Below are 12449 nucleotides of genomic sequence, written 5' to 3' on the forward strand. Positions count from 1 at the left end.
TTAAGAACTTTGACATCGATCTCATCACCGATCTCAACCACGTCGGAAGGATGCTTGACGCGCTTCCAGGCCATGTCGGTAATATGCAGCAGGCCGTCGATGCCACCCAGATCCACGAATGCGCCGTAGTCGGTAAGGTTCTTGACGATACCCTTGATCTGCTGACCCTCTTCCAGAGTCTCCAGCAGCTTCTCGCGCTCTGCGCTGTACTCCTGCTCCACCACGGCGCGGCGGGAAACCACTACGTTGTTGCGGCGCTGATCCAGCTTGATCACCTTGAATTCGAGATCCTTGCCTTCGAGATATGCGGTGTCGCGTACCGGACGCACGTCCACCAGCGAACCGGGCAGGAATGCACGGATATCGCCGAGCTCGACGGTAAATCCACCCTTGACCTTGCCGTTGATACGACCGTGAATGGTCTCCTCTGCTTCAAATGCCGTTTCCAGCACTTTCCAGGCCTGGTTGCGCTTGGCCTTTTCGCGGGAGAGCCTGGTCGCGCCGAAGCCATCTTCCACGGCATCCAGGGCGACTTCTACCTGATCACCGATGTTGACTTCGATCTCGCCATCCAAATTAAGGAACTGGGAACGCGGGATCACGCCTTCGGACTTGAGTCCGGCATTGACGATGACGGATTCGGAGGTGATGTCCAGCACCGTGCCGATAACGATGGCACCGGGACGAAGCTGGGTATTGGAGAGGCTCTCCTCAAATAATTCTGCAAAACTTTCGGTCATGGGTTTGGATTTCCTGCAACGCTGAACGGTTGCACAGGCAGTTGTAAAAACCTGCCGGGTTAATGGTTAAAAAAAGCTGGTCGATCCAGCTGGCTATGCGGCTACTGCCGCTGCCATCAATGGTCAGACGTTGAGATCGGAAAAGGTGAAACGCACCTTTCCCATTACCTTCTCGACAACCTCATCAATGGTCATCTCAGTGGAATCCAGTTCCAACGCCGTCTCCGACGCTGCGAGTGGTGCCACGCTACGATTTCGGTCACGCTCATCGCGCTCGCGGATCTCCGCAGTGAGATCGGCGAGATTAACACTCAATCCCTTGTCTTTCAACTGTTTATAGCGGCGGCGGGCACGCTCTTCGGCGCTCGCGGTGAGGAAGATTTTGACCTCTGCAGCGGGGAATACGACTGTGCCCATATCCCGTCCATCAGCCACCAAACCGGGCGCTTGTGCGTAGTTGCGCTGCCACTGCAGCAGCGCGGTGCGTACTTCGGGTACCGCTGCCACTTTGGAGGCCGCATTTCCCGCAGTCTCGGTGCGAATCGCGTCGGTGACATCCTCACCATCCAGCAAAACCCGCTCTCCATCAAAAGAGAGAGGCATATTCCCCGCCATTTCTGCAAGTTTGCCGACATGATCGACACTGATTTCCGCACGATCCGCCATCAGGCCCAGCACACGGTAGATCGCGCCACTGTCCAGGATGCGCCAGCCGGTAGCCTCTGCCACCCGTTGGGTAATGGTGCCCTTGCCCGACCCGGAGGGCCCATCGATAGTAATCACCCGAACCATGGTCAAACATCCTCCGAACTGCTGATCCGCAACCCTGCCCCGCCGGCCAGACCGGTAAAGCCAGGAAACGAGGTATTCACATTGGCGCAGTCGTCGATGTGGATATCTCCTGCGGCGCGCAGCGCCGCCATGGCAAAGGACATGGCAATCCGGTGATCACCATGACTGTCGACCCTGCCACCCTGGATCGTCCCACCCTGTATGACAATACCGTCAGGCGTCGCCCTGGCATCGATGCCCAACGTATTCAGCCCATCGGCCATCACCTGTATGCGGTCACTCTCCTTGACCCGCAGCTCTGCGGCGCCGGTCAGGATGGTCTCCCCTTCGGCACAGGCGGCAGCAACAAAGATTGCCGGAAATTCGTCTATGGCCAGGGGCACTTGATCTTCAGGAATCGGGATACCTTTGAGCCGACTGGAGCGCACCCGGATATCCGCCACCGGCTCACCACCCACAGTTCGCTCATTGAAGACCTCGATCTGCGCCCCCATCAGCCGCAGAATATTGATGATGCCATCCCGGGTCGGGTTGATACCGACATGCTCCAGGGTGACATCCGAACCCTCGGCGATAGTGGCGCCAACCATAAAAAAGGTGGCGGAAGAGATGTCTGACGGGACATCGATATTGCAGGCGGACAGCTTTCCTCCGCCAGTCAGACAGACCCGCGCCCCTTCACGCCTGATCGCGTAACCAAACCCCTCCAGCATGCGTTCGGTATGGTCACGGGTCGGCGCCGGTTCGGTGACACAGGTTTCACCTGCCGCATAGAGTCCCGCCAGCAGCACACAGGATTTCACCTGGGCGCTGGCCATCGGCAATCTGTAGTCCATGCCCTGCATGGAGCGATTGGCATGGATGACCAAAGGAGCAGTTCCCCCTTCGGCAGCATCGATCTTTGCCCCCATCTGCACCAGAGGTTCGGTAACCCGTTTCATCGGCCGTCCGGAGAGAGAGCTGTCGCCGCTGAGGGTCACTTCAAAACCCTGTCCTGCCAGCAGACCGGAGAGCAGTCGCATCGAGGTTCCGGAGTTGCCCAGGTCGAGAGGGGCATCCGGCGCCTTGAGTCCGTGTTTGCCGACGCCGTGGATCACTACCCTGCCTGCGTCCGGCCCCACTATTTCAACCCCCATCCGGCGAAAGGCGTTGAGGGTCGCCAGACTGTCCTCTCCTTCAAGAAAACCGGTCACTTCAGTCACACCCTCGGCCAGAGAACCGAGCATGATGGAGCGGTGGGAGATCGATTTATCACCCGGCACCCGCAGGCTGCCGGTGAGACTGCCGCCAGGTTTGACGTGAAATTTGATGTTCGATGGTGCGTTCAACTATTTTTCTCTCACATATTTGAACAGTTGGAGGGATAGCGAAAATGCCCGATCCGCTGCGCTTGATCGGGCCTACAGATGAATGGAGACTCTACTCCACCCCGTCGATATAACGATCCCGTGCCGCCTTGGCACGCTCAAAGATTTCAAGCAGGCCCTCTGCGTCGTCTTTTTCCAGTGCATCCGCCATACCATGCAACTCGTCGGCAAAACGCTTCAACATGCCGCCCAGCGCCTCACGGTTTGCCAGACAGATATCCCGCCACATGACCGGATTGCTGGAGGCGATACGGGTAAAGTCCCGAAAACCACCCGCTGCATAGCGAAAGATCTCGTCGTTCTCTTTCATGCGCGCCAGGCTGTCCACGAGACTGTAGGCCAGCATATGGGGAAGATGACTGGTCGCCGCCAGCACCTCATCGTGATGCGCCACAGCCATGTAGCTAAGATCGGCACCACAATGCCGCCAAGCCTGCTCGACCTTCTGCAGCGCTTGCGGATCAGTGTTGTCCAGCGGTGTCAGGATAACCCGGCGGTTGCGAAACAGCTCCGGAAACGACGCCTCGACCCCACTCCGCTCAGTACCGGCAATAGGGTGACCCGGCACCAGGAAGGCCGGGGCCTCGCCGAAGACCTTGACTGCGTCCTCGACAACACTGCCTTTTACGCTGCCCACATCGGTGATCACCGCATCGTCTGCAAGGTGTCCCTGCATGGCGCGAAAAGTCGCTTCCATTGCACCCAGCGGCACTGCCAGGACAATCAAATCCGCCCCGCTGACAGCTTCACCGATGTCGTGGGTATAGTGATCGATAACACCCAGTTCAACCGCCCGCTCCAGATTGGGCTTGCTACGCCCGCAACCGACGATCTCCTGTACCACACCCTCTTCACGCAGGGCGCGGGCCATGGATCCACCAATCAAACCGACCCCGATAATGGCGAGTTTTCTGATCATCGTCCCAGCACCTTTTTCAGGGCATCCAGAAAACGCAGGTTCTCTTCCGGCAACCCCACGGTGACCCGCAGGTGGGTCGGCATACCGTAGTTAGCCACCGGTCGTGCGATACAACCTTCCCGCAACAGAGCCTGATCGATCTCCACGCCGGAACGCCCCAGATCAACCGTGATAAAATTACCTGCCGAGGGGATGTAACCAAGACTCAGCGCTTCAAAGCCCTCGATCAATTGTGCCAAACCTGCCAGATTGGCCTCTACCGATGATTGGATAAATGCCTGATCCTCCAGCGCCGCCAATGCACCCACCTGAGCAAAACTGTTCACATTGAAAGGTTGGCGCACCCGGTTGAGCAGTTCTGCCACATCGGGATGGCTGATACCGTAACCGACCCTCAGGGCGGCCAGCCCATAGGCCTTCGAGAAGGTACGGGTGACGACCAGATTGGGAAAATCCTTGAGCCACCGGGAAGCATCCGGATAGGCTTCCTGAGTCACATACTCGCTGTAGGCCTCATCCACCACAACAATGACATTCTCCGGAACAGCAGCGAGAAACGCCTTGAGTTCATCAGCTTCGAGCCAGGTGCCGGTGGGGTTGTTGGGGTTTGCAATCCAGATGACACGGGTAGAGTCGGTGATGCGCAGCCGCATCGCATCCAGGTCGTGGCCGTAATCATCGGCAGGTGCGACCACAAGTTTCGCCCCTGCAGCCTGACTGCTGATGGGATAGACAGCGAAGGCATACTGGGAGAAGAGAGACTCGCTTCCCGGCGCCAAAAAGACCCGGGCGATCATATCCAGCACATCGTTGGAGCCGTTGCCGAGAGTGATGCATGCTGGATCCATATCATGCTTTACCCCCAATGCAAGCCGCAGGTCATGTCCCCCTCCATCGGGATAACGGGCCAATTCCGCCATCGACCGTCCGATCGCCTCCGCCACTCTAGGACTGGCGCCCAACGGGTTTTCATTGGAGGCAAGTTTTACCGAATGGCTGATGCCCAACTCCCGCTCCAGTTCGGAGATGGGTTTCCCTGGAACATAGGGCGTCAGTTCAGCGATACCGGAAGCGGAAATATCAATGAAACGGTTCATGACCTAATAATTCGGAGTCAAATGACACTGACTAAAGGCAACAATGTTCATATTATCAATAATTGCCAAATACCCCTTAATAAACAGTAGGTCTGTGTTAGCGTAGCGTAACACGACAATATTGGCGCACATTGTTGGGTTACGGCCAAAAAGACAGCCTAACCCAACCTACCCAAGTTGGGTCGGCGCCCATTCCATTTACAAAACAGCCTTTGGATAGGAGCCCAGCACTTTGAACAGGCTCGCTCTCTTTTCCAGCTCGGCCAGCGCCTCTGCTATCGATTGATCATTACGATGACCATTGATGTCGACAAAAAAGACATAGTCCCATCTGCCACGTCTCGACGGTCGTGATTCGATGCGCGTCATGCTGATGCCATGCTCGGCAAAAGGAGAGAGGATCGTGTGCAAACCACCGGCCACGTTACGAATGGAAAAGAGCAGACTGGTTTTATCTTCACCGCTCGCTGCCGCATCCTTGTTGCCAATGACCAGGAAACGTGTGGTATTACCCGGCTCATCCTCAATGTTGCTCGCCAGCACTGGCAGCCCATAGACCTCCGCAGCGGCCTCACCGGCGACAGCCGCACAACCCGACGCATCCGCAGCCATCTTGGCCGCTTCTGCGTTGCTACCCACAGCAATGCGTTCAGCATGCGGCAGATGATGGTCAAGCCAGCTGCGGCATTGGGCCAGGGATTGCTGATGCGAATAGACAGTCTTGATCGCATCCAAACCGCTTTCATGGCTCATCAGATTGTGATTGATGCGCAGGGAGACCTCCCCACAAATCATCAATGGAGAAGTGAGAAAGGTATCCAGTGTATGGCTGATCACCCCCTCTGTGGAGTTCTCCACCGGCACCACGCCGTATTGGCAGATACCGGATTCCACCTCTCGAAACACATCGGGGATGGAACCCAGGGATGTCGTTTTGACCGAATGGCCAAAGTGTTTGAGGGCTGCTGCCTGGGTAAAGGTACCTTCCGGACCAAGAAACGCAATCTTGAGGGGTTGCTCCAGTGCCAAACAGGCGGACATGATCTCGCGAAACAGGCGCGCCACCTCTTCACCATCCAGCGGGCCGGTATTGCGGGCCTTGACCCGACGCAGCACCTCCGCCTCGCGCTCCGGGCGGTAGAATTGCGCATCGGGATCTGCTGCCAGTTTGATATCGGCAACCTCCTGGGCCGCTGCTGCGCGGGCATTTATCAGTTGCTGAATCTGCTGATCCAGGGAGTCGATACGCTCGCGGATAGCCTCCAGCTTATCGTTGTCACTCATGCGCGCGTACCCGCTTCAGATACATACCGCCTTACTTTTTACAGCCCAGGCAGCGCACGGAGAGTACTCCGTCGATGGCTGTCAGGTCATCCAGTATGGCTTGTCCGGGCTCACTATCCACATCCAGAAGCGTAAAGGCAATATCACCGCAAGACTTGTTGAGCATATCGATGATATTCAGCCCGGCATTGCCCAGATCGCTGGAGATCTGACCCACCATATTTGGCACATTGCTGTTGACCACGGCAATCCGGTATCCACCATCACCGTTGCGCGGCAGGTTGATCTCGGGAAAATTCACCGAATTGGTAACATTTCCGTTCTCAAGATAGTCACTGATTTCGTCGGCCACCATAATGGCACAGTTGTCCTCCGCCTCTTTGGTGGATGCACCCAGGTGCGGCAGCGTAATCACCCGAGGATGATTCTTTAGCAGATTGCTGGGGAAATCGCAGACATAAGCGTAGAGCTGCCCGCTATCCAGCGCCGCTACGGCAGCCTCATCATCGATGATGCCGTTGCGGGCGAAGTTAAGCAGTACCGATCCCGGCTTCATCAGCTTGAGACGGTCCTCATTGATCATGTTGGAAGTGGCGTCATTCAGCGGTACATGGAAAGTGACAAAATCCGCTTTGGACAACAGATCATCCACGCTCAGCGCCTGTTCCACATCAGCCGCCAGTTTCCAGGCGCTCTGCACGGTGATCGTCGGATCGTAGCCAATGACGTTCATGCCCAGCGCACGGCAGGCGTTGGCCACCTTAACGCCGATGGCACCCAGGCCGATGACACCCATGGTGCGTCCAGGCAGTTCAAAGCCGACAAAATTCTTTTTGCCCGCCTCCACATCCTTTGTGATAGCAGCATCTTCGCCACCAAGGCCGGTGGCGAACTGCCAAGCCTGGCCAAGATTACGTGCGGCAATAAGCGTGCCGGCAATCACCAGTTCCTTCACTGCATTGGCGTTGGCACCCGGCGCATTGAAGACGGCAATACCCATCCCCGTCATCTTATCGACCGGGATGTTATTCACACCGGCGCCAGCGCGACCGATTGCTTTCACCGTCTCGGGAATTTCCATATCGTGCATCTTGTAGGAGCGAAGCAGGACTCCATCGGGGTGAGCGATCTCGGAGGCCACTTCATATTTTTCGCGTGGAAGACGATCCAACCCAGCCACAGAAATATTGTTTAATGTCAGTATCTTATACATGTTACTTCAACCTTGGTGCTATCAACGCGGAGGCCGCTGAGACGCGGAGAACGCAAAGAGTATTTATTCCATAAAATTTAGATTAAATTGTGAGAACGGCGCCTCGCCGCGATTACTCCGTAGATGGGTAAATCGCAGCGAGGCGCCGCTCCTGCTTTGCGTTTTTTATCCGTTAACTCGTTCAAACTCGGCCATATAATCGATCAGGGCCTTAACGCCCTCTTCCGGCATGGCGTTGTAGATACTGGCACGCATACCGCCTACAGAACGATGCCCTTTGAGGGTCTTGAGACCCACAGCGGCAGCCCCTTCCAGGAACTTTCCGTCCAATTCAGCGTTTGCCAGAGTAAACGGTACATTCATCCAGGAGCGACTCGCAATCTCCACCGGATTGGCATAGAAGTCAGAACCGTCGATAGCGGCATATAAGGCAGCGGCCTTACGCTGGTTGATCTCGGCCATCGCCGCCAGTCCACCCTTGCCTTTGAGCCACTTGAAGACCAGTCCGGCCAGATACCAGCCATAGGTCGGTGGGGTGTTGTACATGGAACCCGTTTTGGCGTGAGTCTCATACTGGAACATCACCGGCGTACCGTCGATGGCCTTCCCGATCAGATCCTCACGGACAATGACCAGGGTCAGACCGGCAGGGCCGATATTCTTCTGCGCGCCGGCATAGATGATGCCGTATTTCGACACGTCCAACGGACGGGAAATAATGGTGGAGGAGAAATCACCCACCAGCGGTACATCACCTGTGTCCGGGATATAGGGAAACTCCACGCCCTCGATGGTCTCGTTGGGCGTGTAGTGGACGCATGCGGCATCACTGCGGAGATTCAGCTCGGACTGCGTCGGGGTACGGGTGAACCCACCGGTGAGATCTGCGGCCAAATTGACATCACAATAGCGTTTCGCCTCGGCGATCGCCTTCTTCGACCAGGAACCGGTGTTGATGTAATCGACCTTGTTATTGTCCCGGGTCAGATTCATCGGCACCATGCCGAACTGACTGGAGGCGCCACCCTGCAGAAAGAGCACCTTGTAGTTGTCAGGCACCGCCAGCAACTCCCGCAGATCGGCCTCTGCCGTTTCCGCGATGGACATGAATTCCTTGCCCCGGTGGCTCATCTCCATGACCGACATGCCTGCATCATGCCAGTCGAGAAGCTCCTCCTGCGCCTGCTGGAGAACGGTTTCTGGCAGCGCCGCAGGACCGGCGCTAAAGTTAAAGACACGTGACATCTTTACCTCTCAATCTACTGATATTTAAAAATTCATGCCGTAATAATTCTGTTACAAGCATGCGTTAATTTGTTCGAAGTAGGCCGGTTCAAGCGTAGCGGAACCGGCAACAACCCTATCTATTCCGTCATCCGGACACGCCCGATCCGCTACGCTTGATCGGGCCTACGCATCAGGATTATCGCTCTCGTCCTCAGTGGGCGCTGCTGCATCCTCCGCGTCCTCTGCCTCGTCGAGACTTTCGACGCGCTCGATGCCGATCAGTTTTTCTTTCTTGCTCAGGCGGATCATTATGACACCCTGGGTGTTGCGGCTCATCCGGGAGACATCGGCGACCCGGTTACGCACCAGCGTCCCGCCGTCGGTGATCATCATCACCTCATCATCATCATCAACCTGCACCGCGCCAACCACAGAGCCATTGCGCTCCGAAGTCTGAATGGAGATAACCCCCATGCCGCCGCGACCATGCACCGGGTACTTCTCTACCGATGTGCGCTTGCCAAAGCCGTTTTCGGTCACGGTCATGACGTCGCCATGTTCTGCGACAATCAGGGAGACCACTTCGTGTCCTCCCTCAAGCTTGATGCCACGCACACCACAAGCAGTACGCCCCATGGCTCGTACATTGGATTCCTTGAAGCGCACCACTTTGCCGGAACTGCTGAAGAGCATCACATCCTGGTCACCGTCGGTGATATCGACACCGATCAGTTTGTCCCCATCGCGCAGATCCACGGCAATAATGCCATTGGCCCGAGGTCGGGAGAAGGCCTCCAGCGGCGTCTTTTTCACCGTACCGGAACTGGTCGCCATGAAGACATAACGGTCATCGGTATATTCACGCACCGGCAAAATGGCGTTGATACGCTCATCCCCTTCCAGCGGCAGCAGATTAACCATCGGCTTACCGCGCGCGTTACGGCCCGCCTGGGGCAATTCATAGACCTTCAGCCAATAGATCTTGCCGCGATTGGAGAAGCAGAGAATCGTGTCGTGGGTGCTGGCAACGAACAGTTTATCGATAAAATCCTCGTCCTTGGTCGCTGTCGCCATCTTACCCTTACCGCCCCTGTGCTGGGCCTGATAAGTGGTGATGGGCTGAGCCTTGGCGTAACCTCCGTGAGAGAGAGTCACCACCACGTCCTCTTCGGTAATCAGGTCTTCCAGGGTCAAATCCAGCCGGTTCTGCAGAATCTCGGTACGCCGCTCATCACCATACTGCTCGCGAATGGCAAGCAGTTCATCACGGATCACCTGCATCAGACGGTTCGGATTACCGAGGATATCAAGCAGATCGGCAATCTTCTCCAGCAGCTCCTCATACTCATTAATGATCTTGTCTTGCTCAAGGCCGGTTAGACGATGCAGCCGCAAGTCGAGAATCGCCTGGGCCTGTACCTCGGTAAGACGATAACCCTCATCGGTCAGACCAAATTCCACCGCCAATCCTTCCGGCCTGGTGCTCCCGGCGCCGGTCTGTTCGAGCATCGACTCCAGCGCCCCGGATTTCCAGTGTCGCGCCAACAACGCTTTTTTGGCATCGGCGGGACTGGATGCCTTTTTTATCAGTTCGATGACTTCGTCGATGTTGGCAAGCGCAACCGCCAGACCTTCGAGCACATGCGCACGGTCGCGCGCCTTACGCAGCTGAAACAGGGTTCTGCGGGTCACCACCTCACGGCGGTGACGGATGAAGAATTCGAGCAGTTGCTTGAGATTCAGCAGGCGGGGCCGGCCATCCACCAGCGCAACCATGTTGATGCCGAATACACTCTGCATTGCGGTGTGCTGGAAGAGATTATTCAGCACCACCTCCGCCACCTCGCCACGGCGCAGGGTGATGACCACGCGCATGCCGTCCTTGTCGGACTCGTCGCGCAGCTCGGTAATGCCTTCGATCTTCTTCTCTTTCACCAGTTCGGCGATGCGCTCCAGCATGCGCGCCTTGTTCACCTGGTAGGGTAATTCATGGACGATGATCGATTGCCGATTGTTGGACGGATCGGTCTCGATCTCGGTGCGTGCCCGCATATAGATGCGACCACGGCCTGTATGATAGGCCTCGTGAATACCCAGAGCGCCGTTGATAATGCCCGCCGTTGGGAAATCAGGACCGGGCACAAACTGCATCAGTTCATCGATGGTGATCTGGTCATTGTCGATCAGCGCCACACAGGCGTCGATCACCTCGGTCAGATTATGCGGCGGCACATTGGTGGCCATGCCCACGGCAATACCGGCAGAGCCATTGACCAGAAGATTGGGAACCCTGGCCGGCATAACACTGGGCTCGTGTTCCGTCTCGTCATAGTTGGCAACAAAATCGACCGTATCCTTGTCCAGATCGTCCAGCATGGTGTGGGCGATCTTCGACATACGGACTTCGGTATATCGCATGGCCGCAGGTGAATCCCCGTCCACCGAGCCGAAGTTACCCTGACCATCCACCAGCAGGTAACGCATGGAGAAGGGCTGTGCCATACGCACCATGGTGTCATAGACTGCGGTATCGCCATGGGGATGGTATTTACCGATGACGTCGCCGACGATACGCGCCGATTTTTTATAGGGCTTGTTCCAGTCGTTGCCGAGTTCGCTCATCGCGTAGAGAACGCGGCGGTGGACCGGCTTGAGGCCGTCGCGGACATCCGGCAGTGCGCGCCCCACGATTACGCTCATGGCGTAATCGAGATAGGACTGACGCATCTCGTCTTCCAGGTTGACCGGCAGGATTTCTTTGGCGAATTCGCTCATGGGCGTCTGCTATCTTTCGCGGGTACGAATTTAGGCATTTGTCCAAGGCAATCAATACTCTGGACAGACGTCTAAGGGGCATTGTAAAAAGAGAATTGTACCATAGCCACTGCCCCTGCTGCTGTATAAAAAACGTCTGAAATCGACTTTCAGGCCGTCTCAGCCTACTTTTCCATCAATTCACGCATCTTTTTTGCGTTCGGCGAGTGGACAACCCCCTTCTCGGTGACGATGGCGTCGACCAGTCCGGCCGGGGTCACATCAAAAACAGGGTTCCAGACCTCTGCCCCTTCTGCACCAATGCGTCTGCCCCCGCAGGAGAGAACCTCGTTCCCATCCCTGACTTCAATGGGGATATCCTTCCCGGAAACCGCCTGCATATCGATGGTGGAGGTCGGCGCCGCCACCATGACCTTTACCCCGTGAAACTTCGCCGCAACGGCCAGACCATAGGTGCCGATCTTGTTTGCCACATCCCCGTTTGCGGCAATGCGGTCGGAACCGACGATAATCCAACCTATGCCCCCCTGGGACATGCGGCTTGCCGCCGCGCCATCGGCCAGCAGGGTCACCGGAATTCCGTCTTGCAGCAGTTCCCAGGCAGTGAGGCGGGATCCCTGCAGCCAGGGCCGCGTCTCATCCGCAAACACCTGATCGATCAAGCCGGCAGCATGGGCGCTGCGGATCACCCCAAGGGCGGTACCATACCCGCCGGTGGCGAGCGCCCCAGCATTACAGTGGGTAATGACCCCGGTGGGTCCATCGATCAGCGAGGCGCCGAACGCCCCCATGCGCCGGTTCGCCGCCACATCCTCTTCATGGATGGCCACGGCTTCCTGCAGCAGGGCGGCTTCCGGGTTCTCTGCCTCAGGCAGATCGTCTATCAACGACTGCATCCGATCGAGCGCCCAAAAGAGATTCACGGCAGTAGGCCGTGACTGGCGCAGTTTCTCCAGCCCCTGGCCAATCCGTTGTTTCCACTCCAATGCCGCAGACGCAAATGCATCCCTGCCCGCCAGCACCACGCCATATGCC

Annotated in this window: 10 protein-coding genes; all 10 read right to left on the reverse strand. The window is 56.8% G+C overall.

The genetic code is table 11. The features are described from left to right. A partial coding sequence (locus tag G9Q73_RS01710) for a S1 RNA-binding domain-containing protein (protein WP_177418209.1) occupies nt 1-740 on the reverse strand: 740 nt, incomplete at its 3' end. Between the two features lie 123 nt (nt 741-863). Beyond that, on the reverse strand, nt 864-1532 hold the full coding sequence (gene cmk, locus G9Q73_RS01715) for a (d)CMP kinase (protein WP_177418210.1): 669 nt from the start codon (nt 1530-1532) through the stop codon (nt 864-866). A 2-nt stretch (nt 1533-1534) separates the two neighbouring features. Further along, the gene (gene aroA, locus G9Q73_RS01720; RefSeq protein ID WP_177418211.1) at nt 1535-2860 is read right to left on the reverse strand and encodes a 3-phosphoshikimate 1-carboxyvinyltransferase; all 1326 of its coding nucleotides are present in this window, start codon (nt 2858-2860) and stop codon (nt 1535-1537) included. 91 nt (nt 2861-2951) lie between these two features. After that, nucleotides 2952-3818, reverse strand: coding sequence for a prephenate dehydrogenase (locus tag G9Q73_RS01725; protein WP_177418212.1), 867 nt, complete (start codon nt 3816-3818; stop codon nt 2952-2954). Then, nucleotides 3815-4915 carry a histidinol-phosphate transaminase gene (hisC, locus tag G9Q73_RS01730; RefSeq protein ID WP_177418213.1) on the reverse strand — a complete coding sequence of 367 codons (1101 nt, stop codon included), beginning with the start codon at nt 4913-4915 and terminating at the stop codon, nt 3815-3817. Before hisC ends, G9Q73_RS01725 begins: the two co-directional genes overlap by 4 nt. 198 nt (nt 4916-5113) lie before the next feature. After that, nucleotides 5114-6199: a prephenate dehydratase gene (gene pheA / locus G9Q73_RS01735; protein ID WP_177418214.1), complete on the reverse strand. Its 1086-nt coding sequence runs from the start codon at nt 6197-6199 to the stop codon at nt 5114-5116. A gap of 31 nt (nt 6200-6230) precedes the next feature. Beyond that, the gene (locus G9Q73_RS01740; RefSeq protein WP_177418215.1) at nt 6231-7412 is read right to left on the reverse strand and encodes a phosphoglycerate dehydrogenase; all 1182 of its coding nucleotides are present in this window, start codon (nt 7410-7412) and stop codon (nt 6231-6233) included. A 165-nt stretch (nt 7413-7577) separates the two neighbouring features. Continuing rightward, complete coding sequence (gene serC / locus G9Q73_RS01745; RefSeq protein ID WP_177418216.1) at nt 7578-8657, reverse strand: 3-phosphoserine/phosphohydroxythreonine transaminase; 1080 nt, start codon at nt 8655-8657, stop codon at nt 7578-7580. A 165-nt stretch (nt 8658-8822) separates the two neighbouring features. Beyond that, nucleotides 8823-11414 (reverse strand): DNA gyrase subunit A, encoded by a 2592-nt coding sequence (gyrA, locus tag G9Q73_RS01750; protein ID WP_177418217.1) that lies wholly within the window; start codon nt 11412-11414, stop codon nt 8823-8825. 164 nt (nt 11415-11578) lie between these two features. Continuing rightward, nucleotides 11579-12449, reverse strand: an 871-nt coding sequence (gene mtnA / locus G9Q73_RS01755) for an S-methyl-5-thioribose-1-phosphate isomerase (RefSeq protein WP_177418218.1), incomplete at its 5' end; no start/stop codon positions are given.

This window comes from endosymbiont of Lamellibrachia barhami, from assembly GCF_011947365.2.
Lineage (GTDB): Bacteria > Pseudomonadota > Gammaproteobacteria > Chromatiales > Chromatiaceae > QGON01.

What these genes read in the sequence shown, in the direction of transcription:
- cmk (WP_177418210.1), bottom strand. Translation starts at nt 1,532, where the DNA reads ATGGTTCGGGTGATTACTATCGATGGGCCCTCCGGGTCGGGCAAGGGC.
- G9Q73_RS01725 (WP_177418212.1), bottom strand. Translation starts at nt 3,818, where the DNA reads ATGATCAGAAAACTCGCCATTATCGGGGTCGGTTTGATTGGTGGATCC.
- hisC (WP_177418213.1), bottom strand. Translation starts at nt 4,915, where the DNA reads ATGAACCGTTTCATTGATATTTCCGCTTCCGGTATCGCTGAACTGACG.
- pheA (WP_177418214.1), bottom strand. Translation starts at nt 6,199, where the DNA reads ATGAGTGACAACGATAAGCTGGAGGCTATCCGCGAGCGTATCGACTCC.
- G9Q73_RS01740 (WP_177418215.1), bottom strand. Translation starts at nt 7,412, where the DNA reads ATGTATAAGATACTGACATTAAACAATATTTCTGTGGCTGGGTTGGAT.
- serC (WP_177418216.1), bottom strand. Translation starts at nt 8,657, where the DNA reads ATGTCACGTGTCTTTAACTTTAGCGCCGGTCCTGCGGCGCTGCCAGAA.
- gyrA (WP_177418217.1), bottom strand. Translation starts at nt 11,414, where the DNA reads ATGAGCGAATTCGCCAAAGAAATCCTGCCGGTCAACCTGGAAGACGAG.